Origin of the sequence: Mannheimia kashgarensis, from assembly GCF_041807705.1 — a bacterium.
Taxonomy (GTDB): domain Bacteria; phylum Pseudomonadota; class Gammaproteobacteria; order Enterobacterales; family Pasteurellaceae; genus Mannheimia.
On the sequence record NZ_JBGTYY010000021.1, the window covers coordinates 26,730 to 42,328 of the forward strand.

Genomic DNA, 15,599 nt, shown 5'->3' on the forward strand with positions numbered 1-15,599 from the left:
TTTTGTAAATGGAAAAAAGTTAGTTTTTCGATGCAGATCGCAAAATTAGTTTTAGAATGAGGTTGTATCTTGGAATAAGCCAACTTTTAAATCTGTTGCCGTGTAAATTACACGACCATCAACTTCAACTTCGCCATCAGCCACCCCCATCACTAATTTGCGGTTTACAACACGCTTCATATGAATGCGATAGGTTACTTTCTTCGCTGTTGGTAAAATTTGACCCGTGAATTTCACTTCGCCAACGCCTAACGCACGCCCTTTGCCTTCGCCACCAATCCAGCCAAGATAGAAGCCGACCAGCTGCCACATTGCATCTAAACCCAAGCAGCCCGGCATTACAGGATCATTAATAAAATGACAATCAAAAAACCACAAATCAGGCTTAATATCAAATTCTGCCTCAATATAACCTTTTTCAAAATTGCCTTTTTCTTGATTCATTTCGATGATGCGATCCATCATCAACATTGGAGGAGCAGGTAACTGAGGACCTTTTTCGCCGAACAACTCACCTTTGCCAGAAAGTAAAAGTTCTTCGTAAGTGTAGCTTGGTTTAATGATTGGTGTACAAGTGTTCATTATTTTTAAAATCCTGTAAATAGAAAAAAGCCTGTTATATCAATACCTGATAAACTAGTCGGATAGTAACAGACTTTTAACTCAGTGAACAGATGTACGCTAACTTGTCGGATCAGTTAAACCCTAATTTTTTGCAAATTTTTCTAAAAAATGAACCGCTTGTATCCTGATTATCACGATCTTCTAATTGCTGATGAATAAGCGAGAAGAGCGATGTTTGTTCAGATACTGGTAATTTTTCATCATCATAGAAATGGCGATTGAATAAAATTTCCATCGCATCAAATACATTTTCAACCGCCCAAATTTTAAATTTCTCTTGGGCTACAGCTTCCACCACCTCAGATTTCAAGCTCAAATGGCTTAAACAAGTAGCAGGAATAATCACACCTTGTTTACCTGTTAAGTTGCGAGCTTTACAGATATTAAAGAAGCCTTCAATTTTCTGATTTACGCCGCCGACACTTAGCACATTTCCAAACTGGTCGATTGCCCCTGTTACCGCAATAGATTGTGGCAGGGCAACTTTAGATAATGCACTGACTAACACATTAAAAATCGCCAAAGAAGAGCTATCGCCATCAATTTCGCCGTAAGATTGCTCAAAGGCAACAGAGGCAGAAAACGGCAATTGCGTTGGTAATTCCAGTAAATTAGCCAAGCAAGATTGAGCAATAATAATTCCTTTTGAGTGAATATTTCCCCCTAGCTCGACTTTTCGCTCGATATCGTGAATTTCACCATCACCGTATTGCACATTACAGCTAATACGCAAAGGTTCACCAAAGCTATGTGGAACACCTTCAAAATCAATGACCGATAAGCCATTTATTTGCCCAATTTCTTCGCCTTCCGTTTCAATATAGAGCTGATTACTGAGAATATCTTCTACGGTATATTCATTTAGAATGGAAGATTGTTGCTCTAAATAATCAAAATAGCTTTTTACTTCATTAATTTCTATTGTATTTGGATAGAAATTCTGAATGCCTAATAAATGTTTTCTTAATAATGTAGGTGAAATAGAAATTAAATCTCTGCTTTCACTTTCTCGAATATAAGCCTGTAAAAATTGATTAAGAGCAAGTGGCGATAATCTTTTATTTATTATATTTTCCGCATAAGTCTGTACATAATTTGCCCATTCATCTACATTATTATTTAGCGATAAATACGATTTAATTTCAGTATATTGTGCTACTTGATATAAGCTGTCATCATAAGAAGAAAGAGTTGATATATCTTCTCTTTCGCCAACTAGAATTAATTTAAATGTTGATTTTTCTTTAGCTAAAAAATGTGGTGGATAATTAACAGAATGAGGTTCGTATTCTCCAAATAATAATGCCTGTTTTAATTTATCCCATTGGGTAATATCCAATAATAATGAATTAATATTCACAATTAAAATACCATTATTCGCTTCTTGAATTGCCCCTTTTACATATTCGGTTTTCTGCTCTCTTTCTAAAAATATATAATATCCAAACAAATTATTTTTATTAGAATCCATTTTTATTACTACAGAATTTGTTAAATTATCTTGTTTTAAATAATCGGCAAGTTCATCAATAAATTCAGGAAAAAGCTCAGATTTCAGTATCAATAAAGAGCCAAATTTAGCGTGCATAAATTGATCTAGAGCTTGTTTTGCTTTAGGCTGGAAATCTAAGAAATTGGCTTTCTTAGTTAAATCAGAAAAAGGATATTCCACAGTTAATGCTGGGCTATTAAGTAAAAAAATAGTCACAAATTTGCCTCGTTATCGAAAATTTGGTTTATTATACAGAATTCCGTTATACTTGCTAAATATAGCTTATCTTTTCCAACATTATTTACGATTATGCGATACCAAAAACTCATCACTCAAGAAACCACTTGGAAATGGCAATATCTTCTCAAAAAACATCGGGAAGGGGAAAACATTACTAAACACGAAGAACAAAGTTTGATTGATTTAAAGGTTCAATTTCTCTCCACTTTGCAAGACTCCCCTGAAGAAGTAGAAAAATGGATCAAGTCAGAAATGACCGCCGAACAACGTAAAAAAATGCGCCAATCTGTTAGAGCAAAACGAAAACGTTTTTTCAATGCAGAAAAACAAACAACTAAGAAAAAGTCTATTGATTTAGAATACGCTAGTTGGTTAAAGCTCTCTAAATATGCGAAAAGCCAAAACCTCACTTTATCGGAAGCCATAAATAAATTAACTGATGAGGTTGAAAATAAACAGCTTTATTTAGAACAAGTTGCAAAAATGAAATCTAGTTTAAAAGATTTATTAAAGTGAACAAAAAGTAAAATGCCCGCTAACAAGCGGGCATTTTTTCGTTCAATTTTACAATTGAAGCACTATATTACATAGTTACTTGTTTTGAACCTTGAACTTGGATTTCAACACGACGATCTGGTGCTAAGCAAGCAATTAATGCTTTACGACCTTTAACTGCATCACAAGTGTTGCCAGTTACTGGGTTTGCTTTACCGTAACCTACAGCTGTTACGTTAGCTGGGTTAGTACCTTTAGAAACGATGTAGTTAGCTACTGTTTCTGCACGACGTTGTGAAAGTTTTAAGTTGAAACTTTCTGAACCGATACGGTCTGTGTAACCATTAACTTGAACTGCTTGATTAGCTAAGTTTAAGTTGCTGATTTCTGCGTGAGCTGCATCTAAAGAAGAAGCCGCTGCCGGTTTTAAGCTTGATTTACCAAAATCAAATAAAACGTCTGAGCTGAATGCGAAGTTTTTAGTTACAACTTCTGGAGCTTCAACTGGTGCTGCACCTTGACCGAAACGGTATGATAAACCTGCAGATACTGAGTGGATCTTCGGACTATATTGTGAATTAATCCAATCAAGATTTGCTTTCTGACGAGCTCTGTCTAAGTTACCCGCAGCATGCAAGTATTGATATTCAACACGAGCTGCTAATTCCGGAGTAATTGCATACTCTAAACCAGCACCTAATAATAATGAAGTTTTTAAGTTGTGAGCACGTTGTTTTTCATAATTAACGTTAGAACCGTTATTGTAACCTTTATAGTCATTACGAACTAATGCAACACCAACTTTACCATAAGCATCTAAGTTAGGAGCAATTTCATAGCTTGGTTTTAAGCTTAAGTGAGTACCATGAGCTACGTGTTTAACTGCTTTATCTTCACCTACGTTACCACGTACACGACCAAAGTAGTCATAGCCTAATTCTACTGCTAAACCAACATTATTTTGGTTTGCAATTTGGTAACCACCAAATACACCGTAAGTTACAGAGTTACGGTTGATACCGAATTGACCATTATGACCATTATCTTTATGGTCAAATTGAGTTAAACCGTCGTGGAATGATGCCCAACCAGCTTTAGCACCTGCATAGAAAGTGTTAGCTTGTGGAGCTGCTTGAGCTACTGTCGCAGCAGATAATACTGCTAATGCAACCAATGTTTTTTTCATTTTGATGATCCTCTTAAATATTGTCATCGGTTAAATATATTATTAACACCTAAATTAGGTATTAAAACTTTAACTTTATGCTTCAACAATGATAATTAAGAAGCAAGATAGCTAATGTCAGCGATATTATACAATAAAAAATATTCTAAAAAAGTATTTTTTGTATAAAAATTATCTACTGAGGCACATTCTTGTTCTAATTCTAGCTTGAGCAAGAATATCATCATTATCTTTCTTCGTTTACGAAAAATCAATATTTTTTCCTAAGAAAATGTATAGAAATGCATATATCAGATCAATTTTTAATCAATTAAAGTATTTTTGGACAATTTTTGAGCCTTCTGATTCCATTTTAAATTGTGTGAAATCTTGTTAAGATAGCTAAAGTTTAATCTTATTATTTTATAAAACCAAGCACAGCTATGATACCTAGACTTTCTGAAGTACCACAACTCAACCCGGCAACGCAATCTTACCTAGATGAGCTAGTCAATCAGCATTTTAGTGGCGATATCGCTTCCCACTACGCCGATAGACTTTCACTGGCAACGGATAACAGCGTTTATCAACAAATTCCACAGGCAATTATTTTCCCGACATCCGTTTCTGATGTGGTGATTCTCACTAAACTTGCTCAAAAGCATGAATATCAACATTTAACCTTTACCCCTCGTGGTGGCGGTACTGGCACTAATGGCCAATCACTTAACAATAATATTATTGTTGATCTCTCCCGCCATATGAACCAGATTTTAGAATTGAATGTAGAAGAAAGATGGGTGCGAGTGCAGGCAGGCGTAGTGAAAGATCAGCTCAATCAATTCCTCAAACCTCACGGGCTATTTTTCTCGCCAGAGCTTTCTACCAGTAACCGTGCAACCTTAGGCGGAATGATTAATACTGATGCCTCAGGGCAAGGTTCATTGCAATATGGCAAAACCTCTGATCATATTTTAGCGATTAAATCCGTTCTTATTAACGGGGATATTCTAGAAACGCAAGCGGTCAAATCTGATGATTTTTTTGCAAATGTTGAACATCTTAATTTATCGGCATTAGGAAAAACGCTACATCGTGAAATTTTTAGTCGCTGTAAAACCTTACGCCCAACCATATTAAGTGAATTGCCGCAACTTAACCGCTTTATTACTGGCTACGATCTCAAAAATGTGTTTAATAATGATGAAAGTGAATTTAACCTCACTCGCATTCTAACGGGTTCAGAAGGTTCGCTTGCTTTTATTTGTGAAGCGAAGCTAAATTTGCTCCCAATTCCTAAATATCGCACCTTAATTAATATTAAATATAATTCGTTTGATTCTGCCCTCCGCTCTGCTCCTTTTATGTTAGAGGCAAAAGCGTTATCGGTTGAAACCGTTGATTCCAAAGTGCTGAACCTTGCTAAACAAGATATTGTTTGGCATTCGGTGGCTGATTTATTAACCGAAGATCCAAACAACCCGATTTTAGGCATTAATATTGTGGAATATGCCTCAAGCGACCAAGCCCAAATTGAGGCACAGGTTCGAGCATTATGTGAAAGCCTTGATCAAAAAATTGCAAATAATGAAGCAGGGATTATCGGCTACCAACTTACAAGCGATGTAAATTCCATCGAAAAAATCTACGCAATGCGGAAAAAAGCGGTAGGTTTACTCGGCAACGCAAAAGGCTGGGCAAAGCCGATTGCCTTTGTGGAAGATACCGCTGTTCCGCCTGAACACTTAGCGGATTACATCGCAGAGTTCCGAGCTTTGTTAGATAGCCATAACTTGCCTTATGGTATGTTCGGGCACGTTGATGCTGGTGTGTTACACGTTCGCCCTGCCTTAGATTTATGCGACAAAGCCCAAGTAGAAACCTTTAAACAGATTTCCGACCAAGTGGTTGAACTCACCGCCAAATATGGTGGTTTGATTTGGGGTGAACACGGTAAAGGAATGCGTTCTTATTATGGCGAGCATTTCTTCGGAGACACCTTATGGCAAGAGCTTCGCTACATCAAAACATTATTTGACCCACACAACCGCCTCAACCCGGGCAAAATTTGTACGCCATTAGAAAGTAAAACCAGCCTCTACCCGATTGATTCGCAAATGCGAGCTGATTTTGACCGCCAAATTCCAATCCAAGTGCGAGAGGAATTTAAAGGAGCGATGAACTGTAACGGCAACGGTTTGTGCTTTAACTTTGATGTACACAGTACAATGTGCCCTTCAATGAAAGTGTCAGGCAACCGTCTTTATTCGCCGAAAGGCAGAGCAGCCTTAATGCGTGAATGGCTACGTTTATTAGCCGAGCAAAATGTTAAACCCGATGATTTGATTTTTAGTAAACAGCCAAAAACGGCAAAACTCACTGATTTTGTGGCGAAAGTCCGCAATACGCTCAATAAAAAGAAAGAGTACGATTTCTCGCACGAAGTAAAAGCAGCAATGGATACCTGCCTTGCCTGTAAAGCCTGTGCCAGCCAATGCCCGATAAAAATTGATGTGCCGACCTTTAGATCGCAATTTAACGAGCTTTATCACGGCCGCTATTTACGCCCGTTCAAAGATTATGTGGTGGCGAATTTAGAGTTTATCGCCCCAACAATGGCAAAACAGCCTAAGTTCTTTAACTTGTTCAGCACCTCCACACTCGCCGAAAAAGTGGCTAATAAAACCATCGGTATGACTTATTTGCCGGCTTTATCCGTGCCGAATTTGCAACAACAATTAGTCGAAATCGGCTACCAAGGCGAGAGTTTAGAAAACCTTGAGCAACAAGCTGCAAGCGGTGATTTTTCCGCAAAAAATTGCAAATCGCTATTTATTGTACAAGACCCATTCACTTCTTATTATGATGCGAAAGTAGTTACGGATTTTGTCGCCTTAATCCAAAAATTAGGCTTCAAGCCGATTGTTCTGCCGTTTAAACCAAGCGGAAAAGCACAGCAAGTAAAAGGTTTCTTACATAAATTTGCGAAAACGGCGAAAAATCAGTCGGATTTCTTAAACCGTGTAGCGAAATTAGGCTTACCGATGGTATCTATCGATCCTGCTCTTACCTTAATTTATCGTGAAGAGTATAAAGATGTATTGAAAGAGTCACGTGGCGATTTCAAAGTTTTACTAGCCCACGAATGGTTAAGTGAAGTAATCAAAAACGGCGAGTTAGAAAATTGCAAAAAATCAGAAAATTCTGACCGCTTGCAATGGCATTTATTCTCCCATTGTACGGAATCTACCGCACTCCCTAGCTCACCAAAAGAGTGGCAAGCTATTTTTGCCTACTTCGGCGAAACATTAGTCACCGAAGCGGTTGGCTGTTGCGGAATGGCAGGCACATTCGGGCACGAGACCAAACATTTTGCGATGTCAAAAGCAATTTACGAGAAATCGTGGCAGCAAAAAATCAACGGCAAACCGCTTGAACGCTGTTTAGCCACAGGCTATTCTTGCCGTTCACAAGTCAAACGCTTTGAGCAACAAGGTATTAAGCACCCTGTTCAGGCATTGCTGGAAGTGATTTAAGGTTGAAATATCAGCAGAAAGGGCTTAGAATAAAAAGTGAGACAGGTAGCTATCCTGCCTCTGTCTAGTACATAGGTTATCTAGCTAATAACCTGGCTAGCAAATTGAGTACAGCTAATACTTTAATGCTAGCGGACGTTGCTATTAAGACTAGCAACGCAACCAGAAAGAAAATTTCTGATTTTTTCACATAAATCACCTCCTTAGTGCTATATACTAAGGCGATCAGACAATGTGCTATTGGCGTAGCATACTGTTCGCCCATAGCACGAGTTGAATTATACCAAAGAAGCTGTCTAAATAGACAGCTTTTTTATTAGACAGGAAATCATAATGACCATTTGGAAACAAACCGCAACTTGCGAACAATTAAATGCACTTAGCCAAAAATCGGCAGTATCGCACTTAGGGATCGAATTTACTGCAATCGGTGAAGATTGGATTGAAGCACAGCTTATGGTGGACGAACGAACTCAGCAGCCCTTTGGTGTGTTGCACGGCGGTGTTTCAGCCGCTTTAGCCGAAACCACTGCAAATGCAGGTGCATTAATGGTGTGTGAAGAAACGCAAATTGCGGTGGGAATGGAGCTGAATATCAGCCATTTAAAATCAATCCCTGCCGGCACAAAAGCGATTGCCCGAGCCTTCCCCCTAAAATTAGGGCGTGAAGTGCAGGTTTGGAATATTGATATCAAAGACGAGCAAGACAATCTTTGTGCGGTAGCTCGCCTTTCAACCAAAAAATTAGATAAACGTTAATTTATTATCCATAACAAGCGGTCGGATTTGATCAAAGTTTTGCAAAATTCTTTGAAAATCCGACCGCTTGTGTATAAAAGGCGTTTGGAAAACAAGCTAACCTATTATAAAATACCTTTCTTTTTATCCATTACTAACAAGAGAATGTCAAAATGAATAATCGTGGCTTACTGATAATGGGTTTTCTTCTTGTGTCTATGCTGATTTTTATGCAATGGAAACAAGATTTCGACCCTGAAATTCAAGCTCAAAAACAAGCTCAAGTAGCGGCTCAAACCCAACAACAAACAGGCGATGTGCCAGCTGCCTCTAATGCTAATAATCCAATTACAGACAGCGCTACTCAAGGCAAAACCATTACTGTTGAAAGTGATGTATTACGCTTAACCATTGATACATTAGGTGGTGATGTAGTAGGTTCAGATTTGTTAAAACATAATGCTGAATTAAATTCTAATACGCCATTTAAGCTATTACAGCAAAATGGGCAAACAGTTTATGTCGCACAAAGTGGCTTAGTGGGTAAAAACGGGATTGATACTAACGCTGGTCGCCCACAATATTCGGTAACGGCTGACAATTTCAAATTAGCTGATGGGCAAAACGAACTTTCTGTACCATTAACATTTGAGAAAGATGGCGTAGTCTACACCAAAACTTTTACACTTAAACGAGGTAGCTATGATATTGGCGTAAACTTCAATATCAAAAATAACACTGCAGAAGCGATTGAAGTTCAACCTTATGGTCAGTTAAAACATTCTGTGGTTGAAAGTTCAGGTAGCTTAACAATGCCAACTTATACAGGCGGTGCTTACTCTTCTTCAGAGACCAACTACAAAAAATACAGCTTCCAAGATATGGAAAAAGCTAACTTAAGCATTGATACCAAAGCAGGTTGGATTGCGGTATTACAACACTACTTTGTGTCTGCTTGGGTGCCAAATCAAGATGCGGAAAATAATCTTTACTCTCGCACAAACAACGGTGTGGCAACAATTGGTTACCGTGGTCCATTAACAACCATCGCACCAAATTCTGAAGCGAATTTAAACAGCAAACTTTGGACGGGTTCTAAAGACCAAAAAGAGATGGAAGAAGCGGCAAATAACCTCGATTTAACCGTAGATTATGGCTGGGCTTGGTTTATTGCGAAACCATTATTCTGGTTATTAACAGCGATCCAGAAAATTGTGAGCAACTGGGGCTTAGCAATTATTGGCGTAACGATTGTAGTTAAAACACTACTTTACCCATTAACGAAAGCGCAATACACCTCAATGGCTAAAATGCGTATGTTACAACCTCGCATTCAAGAAATGCGTGAGCGTTTCGGTGATGACCGCCAACGTATGAGCCAAGAGATGATGAAGCTCTACAAAGAAGAAAAAGTAAACCCAATGGGTGGTTGTTTACCAATTTTAATCCAAATGCCGATTTTCATCGCATTATATTGGACATTTATGGAAGCGGTAGAATTACGTCACGCCCCATTCTTTGGTTGGATTAACGACTTATCGGCACAAGATCCGTACTACATTCTTCCACTATTAATGGGTGGTTCAATGTACTTGTTACAAAAAATGTCGCCAACACCAGTGGCTGACCCAATGCAACAAAAAGTAATGAACTTTATGCCAGTAATCTTTACGGTTTTCTTCTTATGGTTCCCGTCAGGCTTAGTGCTTTACTGGCTAACCTCAAACTTAATTACCATTGCACAACAATGGCTAATTTACCGTAACCTTGAGAAAAAAGGGTTACATTCTCGTAAGAAATAATTTTTACAACGAGAACATTCGTAGGGCAAATTACAATTTGCCCCTACATAGCAAAAAGCCCATTGGTTTAACTCAACGGGCTTTTATTTTGCTCATTACAATTTTACTAAAACATTACAAATTATAATACCGCTAAAGCCGCATCATAATCTGGTTCTTGTTTGATTTCCGGTACTAATTGGCTGTGTAATACTTCGTTGTTCTCATCTAACACGATAACCGCACGAGAAGCTAATCCTGCTAACGGGCCAGAAACGATATTTACCCCTAATGCTTCGTGAGTATCACGGCTACGGAATGTTGATAATACTTTGGCATTTTCGATTCCTTCTGCTCCGCAGAAACGTGCTTGAGCAAAAGGTAAATCAGCTGAAATACATAATACAACCGTGTTATCTAAACTTGTTGCTTTTTCGTTAAACACACGCACAGACTTCGCACAAATACCTGTATCAATACTTGGGAAAATGTTTAACACTTTGCGTTTACCATCAAAATCAGACAGTGATACGTCCTCTAAATCACTGTTTACTAACGTAAAATCTGCAACCACATCGCCTTGTTGTGGAAATCTACCTGCAACATCAATTGGGTTCGCTGCTAAAGTTACTTTACTCATTCTTTTCTCCTTATGAATAACAAGCGGTCGAAAAATCTCCGCTTTTTGCAAATTTGTTCTACCCTAAAGTAAAACTGTAATAATCCAACGAAAGATTATAAATAGAAATATACCGATTTTTTGCAAAATAGGAAACTATCAATTTAATTATGATAATCTTTAGAAACTAGCCTGATTTTGCTATACTTCTAGACAATTTATTTCTAAGGTTATTCCCATTATGTTAAAAATTTTTCGTATTTTGCTTGTTGCCCTCGCGGCTATTTTCATTTCTATTGTCGGCACACTTTATGCGTTAGTGCGTTTACGCCACCCAAGCAGTGTGGGCGTTGTGGCTCGTTGGTTCGGCTCATTGCATAAATTGATGGGCGTAACACTGATTACCCGCAAAAAACCTGAAATTAACTACCCTGTTGTCTATATCGGCAACCATCAAAACAACTACGATATGGCAACGATTTCTTCAATGGTAGCAGAAAACACCGTGAGTATCGGCAAAAAAAGCTTGATTTGGATTCCGTTTTTCGGCTTAGTTTATTGGGCAACAGGTAATATTTTTATTCATCGTGAAAAGCGTTCAAGTGCCATTGAAACAATGAATAAAGCAGGGCAAATCGTCAAAGAGCGTCAAGTATCTGTGTGGATGTTCCCTGAAGGCACTCGTAGTCGTGGACGTGGCTTACTGCCGTTTAAAACCGGAGCTTTCCATTTAGCGATTTCCGCAGGTGTGCCGATTGTGCCTGTTGTTTGTTCTAACTTACACAATAAAATTGATTTGAACCGTTGGGATAATGGCGTTGTGATCTGCGAAATGCTTGAGCCTATTGATACATCAGGTTACAGCCGTGAAAACGTGAAAGAACTAATGGAAAAATGCCACCAAATTATGCTCGCTAAATTTGAAGAGCTTAATCAAGAAGTTAAAGAACTAGAAAAAACGAAAAACGCCTAATATGAAAAAAGCGATAACCCGACGCCAATTTTTACAAGGTTCAACCCTAGCAGGTGCATTAGCGACATTGCCTCACGCTGCATTAGCAGCTGATCGCTCTGCCCTTAATATTCCACCCCTTATGGATATTGGACGTGGTAGACCTGTTCGGCTTGATTTACGCCCTGCTCAAACCCAATTTGATAAAGGTAAGTTGGTCGATGTTTGGGGCGTGAACGGACAGTATCTTGCTCCTACTGTACGGGTAAAATCAGGAGATTTTGTTAAATTAACTTATCTCAATAATTTGCCACAAAAAATCTCAATGAATATTCAGGGGCTACAAGCCTCAAGCGATATTATCGGCTCGGTGCATCGTTCTCTTGACCCTAAAAGCAGTTGGTCGCCAATTGTTTCAATTAATCAATCCGCTTGTACTTGTTGGTATCACGCCGATACGATGCTCAATTCAGCGTTCCAAATTTATCGAGGATTGGTTGGATTGTGGATGATTGAAGATCAACATAGCAAAAATACCTCTTTACCGAATAAATACGGTGTGAATGATATTCCACTGATTTTGCAAGACCAGCTTCTCAATAAAGAAGGTGTACAAGTTTTAGATAAAAACACGCCCCAATTTTTAGGCAAACGCCTGTTTGTAAACGGACAAGAATCACCTTATTTCAATGTGCCTCGCGGCTGGATCAGATTGCGTGTTCTCAACGCCTCCCTCTCCCGTGCTTATGACTTAAGACTAGATAATGACCAACCACTTAGACTTATTGCAACAGGTGTAGGAATGTTAGCCGAACCTGTGGAGATGGACGTTATCCGCCTTGCTCCAAGTGAGCGAGTGGAAGTTCTGGTTGATTTAAGTGACGGCAAAACAGTTTCACTGATAAGCGGTCAAAAAAGAGATATTTTTTACAAAATCGGGCAAGTTTTCTCAAGCGATGATGAATTAATCGACAATGTGATTTTAGAACTCAGACCTGAAGGAATGGCTGCGGTACTCAATACAAAACCAAGTTTACCAGCCTTTTCATTAGATGAATTTAATTTGAAAATCAGCCAAGAACGCCGATTTATGCTTAGTCCGTCTGATTACTTAATCAACCAAAAGCGATTTGACCCAAAACGAGTTGATTTTACCGCTCAAAAAGGCAGTGTTGAGCGTTGGTATTTACACAGCACACAAGCGGTCGGATTTACCCTACAAGGTGCAAAATTTATTATTGAGACTCAAAACCGTAAACCATTTCCGATTAAGCAACTTGCTTGGCGAGATACGGTTTGGCTAGAGGCAGAACAAGAGGTAACACTTTTAGTTCGCTTCGATAATACCGCTTCTGAGCAATTGCCTTTTACCTTTGGCGTGAGCGATTTTATGTTGCGTGATAGAGGTACGATGGGTCAATTTAGTGTAATTGAAAATGGACAATAACCCTTCGATAGGCGATAATGCCCCATAATTTTGCCCATAAAAAGGAAAAAATAATGAGCCAAGAATTTTTAGATTTTGAAATGCCGATTGCCGAACTTGAAGCTAAAATTGAGTCTTTAAAAGCGGTCAGTCTGCAAGATGACAAAATTGACCTTGATGATGAAATCAAGCGTTTACAAAAGAAAAGCGAAGAATTGACCAAAAAGACCTTTGCAAATTTAGATGCGTGGCAAATTTCCCGTATGGCACGCCACCCAAATCGCCCATACACTTTAGACTATATTGAACATATCTTCACTGAGTTTGATGAATTAGCAGGTGATCGTGCATTCGCTGATGATAAAGCCATTGTTGGCGGTATTGCCCGTCTTGATGGTCGCCCAGTGATGATTATTGGTCATCAGAAAGGTCGTACGGTAAAAGAGAAGGTAAAACGTAATTTCGGTATGCCTGCACCAGAAGGTTATCGTAAAGCGTTACGCTTAATGGAAATGGCTGAACGTTTTAATATGCCGATTATTACCTTTATTGATACACCAGGAGCTTACCCAGGAATTGGGGCTGAAGAGCGTGGTCAATCAGAAGCAATCGCACGCAACTTGCGTGAAATGTCGCAACTCTCTGTGCCGGTAATTTGTACCGTAATTGGCGAAGGTGGTTCAGGCGGTGCATTAGCCATCGGAGTGGGTGATAAAGTCAATATGTTGCAATATTCAACTTACTCGGTGATTTCTCCTGAAGGCTGTGCCTCAATTCTATGGAAAAGTGCCGATAAAGCCTCAACTGCGGCAGAAGTAATGGGCTTAACTGCGCCACGTTTAAAAGAGTTAGAACTGATCGATAACATCGTGCCGGAACCATTGGGTGGGGCTCATCGAAATGTTGAGGAAATTGCACAAAATCTAAAACAACGTATTGTGGAAGATTTAACGGAGTTAGATCAACTTAACAAAGACGATTTATTAGAACGTCGTTATCAACGCCTAATGAACTACGGCTACGTTTAATCGGTTTTAAATAGAACAAGCGGTAAGATTTTTGTAAAAATTTGCAAAATCTTGCTGTTTTGCATTAAGGGAATAAAAAGATAAAAGAGATTTGAAAGTGGTGCCGACTACCGGAATCGAACTGGTGACCTACTGATTACAAGTCAGTTGCTCTACCTACTGAGCTAAGTCGGCATATAAGATTTAACGAGGGAGAATTATAGCAATTTCTTTCCCACCTTCAACCCTCAAGTCATTCAAATGACTAAAAAATAATACACATTAAGCTTTTAAAGGAGCAAGCGAATGAAAAACATACTCTCTATTCAATCCCACGTTGTCTATGGCTACGCTGGCAACAAAGCGGCAACCTTTCCAATGCAGCTTTTAGGAGTGGATGTTTGGGCATTAAACACCGTGCAATTTTCTAACCATACTCAATATGGGAAATGGGGCGGAATGGTAATGCCAAAAGAACAGATTGGCAGCATTGTAGAGGGAGTTCACAATATCGGTGAACTGCATCGTTGCGATGCCGTATTATCAGGCTATATCGGCTCTGCTGAACAAGTTGAAGAGATCATCAACGCACTCCATAAAGTCACAGCGGAAAATCCAAACGCAATTTATGTGTGCGACCCTGTAATGGGACACCCCGATAAAGGCTGCATTGTGGCAGACGGGGTAAAAGAGGGCTTGATCAATCTGGCGATGGCACAAGCCGACATCATCACGCCAAATTTAGTGGAATTGCGAGAACTGACAGGCTTAACAGTAGAAAATTTTGAACAAGCCTTAGAAGCGGTAAAAGTGATTTTAACTAAAGGCCCGAAAAAAGTATTGGTTAAACATTTAAGTCGAGTAGGTAAAGATAGCAACAAATTCGAGATGTTATTTGCCAACCAAGACGGTATTTGGCACATTAGCCGTCCGCTCTATCATTTCGACAAAGAACCGGTGGGCGTAGGCGACTTAACTGCCGGCTTATTTGTAGCGAACTTATTAAATGGGAAATCAGATCTGGAAGCCTTTGAGCATACTGCCAATGCCGTAAATGAAGTAATGGAACAAACCTCAAAATCAGGCTTGTACGAACTCCAAATTATTCGCTCACGGGATTTAATCGTTAATCCACAATGTAATTATAAAGCTGTAAAAATTGCTTAATTGAAATTGTAAAATATTGATAAAATTCGACCGCTTGTAAAAATAAATTTACAAGCGGTTGTTTTTTTCTCAAAACTTTGCAAATCGGTTTTGCCTTCTGAAATAAAGGCAATAAAAAAGAGACATATCTTTCGATATGCCTCTCTTCTCGTTTATTACTATCAAATATTATTTGATGATTTTCGCTACAACGCCCGCACCTACTGTACGACCACCTTCACGGATAGCGAAGCGTAAACCTTCGTCCATTGCGATTGGGTGAATTAAGCTTACAGTCATTTTGATGTTGTCGCCTGGCATTACCATCTCAACACCTTCCGGTAATTCGATAGTACCGGTTACGTCAGTTGTACGGAA

At 38.9% G+C, this 15,599-nt stretch carries 13 protein-coding genes and 1 tRNA gene; 8 read left to right on the forward strand and 6 right to left on the reverse strand.

Annotated features, from left to right (window positions below; all coding sequences use genetic code 11):
* Positions 1–51: 51 nt before the first annotated feature.
* Both fabA and ACERCF_RS08885 read right to left on the reverse strand, forming a co-directional pair.
* On the reverse strand, positions 52–582 hold the full coding sequence (fabA, locus tag ACERCF_RS08880) for a bifunctional 3-hydroxydecanoyl-ACP dehydratase/trans-2-decenoyl-ACP isomerase (RefSeq protein ID WP_373625355.1): 531 nt from the start codon (positions 580–582) through the stop codon (positions 52–54).
* A gap of 112 nt (positions 583–694) precedes the next feature.
* Positions 695–2,332, reverse strand: coding sequence for an AAA family ATPase (locus ACERCF_RS08885; protein WP_373612026.1), 1,638 nt, complete (start codon positions 2,330–2,332; stop codon positions 695–697).
* A 93-nt stretch (positions 2,333–2,425) separates the two neighbouring features.
* On the opposite strand from ACERCF_RS08885, the gene matP reads away from it, so the two are divergent.
* Positions 2,426–2,872, forward strand: coding sequence for a macrodomain Ter protein MatP (gene matP, locus ACERCF_RS08890; RefSeq protein WP_373612025.1), 447 nt, complete (start codon positions 2,426–2,428; stop codon positions 2,870–2,872).
* Between the two features lie 67 nt (positions 2,873–2,939).
* Here matP and ompA read toward each other — a convergent pair whose 3' ends face one another.
* Positions 2,940–4,037, reverse strand: a complete 1,098-nt coding sequence (gene ompA / locus ACERCF_RS08895) for a porin OmpA (protein WP_373625356.1) — start codon at positions 4,035–4,037, stop codon at positions 2,940–2,942.
* A gap of 422 nt (positions 4,038–4,459) precedes the next feature.
* On the opposite strand from ompA, the gene ydiJ reads away from it, so the two are divergent.
* The 3 genes from ydiJ (at position 4,460) to yidC (ending at position 10,092) form a co-directional block, all read left to right on the forward strand.
* Positions 4,460–7,552, forward strand: coding sequence for a D-2-hydroxyglutarate dehydrogenase YdiJ (gene ydiJ / locus ACERCF_RS08900; RefSeq protein ID WP_373625357.1), 3,093 nt, complete (start codon positions 4,460–4,462; stop codon positions 7,550–7,552).
* A 333-nt stretch (positions 7,553–7,885) separates the two neighbouring features.
* On the forward strand, positions 7,886–8,311 hold the full coding sequence (locus tag ACERCF_RS08905) for a hotdog fold thioesterase (RefSeq protein ID WP_373612022.1): 426 nt from the start codon (positions 7,886–7,888) through the stop codon (positions 8,309–8,311).
* Positions 8,312–8,463: 152 nt separating this feature from the next.
* On the forward strand, positions 8,464–10,092 hold the full coding sequence (gene yidC / locus ACERCF_RS08910) for a membrane protein insertase YidC (protein WP_373625358.1): 1,629 nt from the start codon (positions 8,464–8,466) through the stop codon (positions 10,090–10,092).
* Positions 10,093–10,213: 121 nt separating this feature from the next.
* Here yidC and tpx read toward each other — a convergent pair whose 3' ends face one another.
* Positions 10,214–10,711, reverse strand: a complete 498-nt coding sequence (gene tpx / locus ACERCF_RS08915; protein WP_373625359.1) for a thiol peroxidase — start codon at positions 10,709–10,711, stop codon at positions 10,214–10,216.
* A 220-nt stretch (positions 10,712–10,931) separates the two neighbouring features.
* Here tpx and ACERCF_RS08920 point away from each other — a divergent pair, with 220 nt between their 5' ends.
* From ACERCF_RS08920 to accA, 3 genes are read left to right on the forward strand one after another with little or no spacing between them, the layout of a single operon-like run.
* A complete protein-coding gene (locus tag ACERCF_RS08920) occupies positions 10,932–11,663 on the forward strand; it encodes a 1-acylglycerol-3-phosphate O-acyltransferase (RefSeq protein ID WP_373612019.1) in 732 nt (243 codons plus the stop codon).
* Position 11,664: 1 nt separating this feature from the next.
* The gene (locus ACERCF_RS08925; protein ID WP_373625360.1) at positions 11,665–13,089 is read left to right on the forward strand and encodes a multicopper oxidase domain-containing protein; all 1,425 of its coding nucleotides are present in this window, start codon (positions 11,665–11,667) and stop codon (positions 13,087–13,089) included.
* 53 nt (positions 13,090–13,142) lie between these two features.
* On the forward strand, positions 13,143–14,096 hold the full coding sequence (accA, locus tag ACERCF_RS08930; RefSeq protein WP_373612017.1) for an acetyl-CoA carboxylase carboxyl transferase subunit alpha: 954 nt from the start codon (positions 13,143–13,145) through the stop codon (positions 14,094–14,096).
* A gap of 98 nt (positions 14,097–14,194) precedes the next feature.
* Here the strand turns inward: accA and ACERCF_RS08935 are convergent.
* Positions 14,195–14,270 (reverse strand) — tRNA-Thr (locus ACERCF_RS08935).
* A 111-nt stretch (positions 14,271–14,381) separates the two neighbouring features.
* Here ACERCF_RS08935 and pdxY point away from each other — a divergent pair.
* Positions 14,382–15,242, forward strand: coding sequence for a pyridoxal kinase PdxY (pdxY, locus tag ACERCF_RS08940; protein ID WP_373625361.1), 861 nt, complete (start codon positions 14,382–14,384; stop codon positions 15,240–15,242).
* Positions 15,243–15,410: 168 nt separating this feature from the next.
* On the opposite strand, the gene ACERCF_RS08945 is transcribed toward pdxY, so the two are convergent.
* Positions 15,411–15,599, reverse strand: a 189-nt coding sequence (locus tag ACERCF_RS08945) for an EF-Tu C-terminal domain-related protein (protein WP_456152434.1), incomplete at its 5' end; no start/stop codon positions are given.

Bases quoted from the DNA above. Each gene is read 5' to 3' on its own strand.
- ACERCF_RS08920 (WP_373612019.1), top strand. From the start codon at position 10,932: ATGTTAAAAATTTTTCGTATTTTGCTTGTTGCCCTCGCGGCTATTTTC.
- accA (WP_373612017.1), top strand. From the start codon at position 13,143: ATGAGCCAAGAATTTTTAGATTTTGAAATGCCGATTGCCGAACTTGAA.
- yidC (WP_373625358.1), top strand. From the start codon at position 8,464: ATGAATAATCGTGGCTTACTGATAATGGGTTTTCTTCTTGTGTCTATG.
- ydiJ (WP_373625357.1), top strand. From the start codon at position 4,460: ATGATACCTAGACTTTCTGAAGTACCACAACTCAACCCGGCAACGCAA.
- tpx (WP_373625359.1), bottom strand. From the start codon at position 10,711: ATGAGTAAAGTAACTTTAGCAGCGAACCCAATTGATGTTGCAGGTAGA.
- matP (WP_373612025.1), top strand. From the start codon at position 2,426: ATGCGATACCAAAAACTCATCACTCAAGAAACCACTTGGAAATGGCAA.
- pdxY (WP_373625361.1), top strand. From the start codon at position 14,382: ATGAAAAACATACTCTCTATTCAATCCCACGTTGTCTATGGCTACGCT.
- fabA (WP_373625355.1), bottom strand. From the start codon at position 582: ATGAACACTTGTACACCAATCATTAAACCAAGCTACACTTACGAAGAA.
- ACERCF_RS08905 (WP_373612022.1), top strand. From the start codon at position 7,886: ATGACCATTTGGAAACAAACCGCAACTTGCGAACAATTAAATGCACTT.
- ACERCF_RS08925 (WP_373625360.1), top strand. From the start codon at position 11,665: ATGAAAAAAGCGATAACCCGACGCCAATTTTTACAAGGTTCAACCCTA.
- ompA (WP_373625356.1), bottom strand. From the start codon at position 4,037: ATGAAAAAAACATTGGTTGCATTAGCAGTATTATCTGCTGCGACAGTA.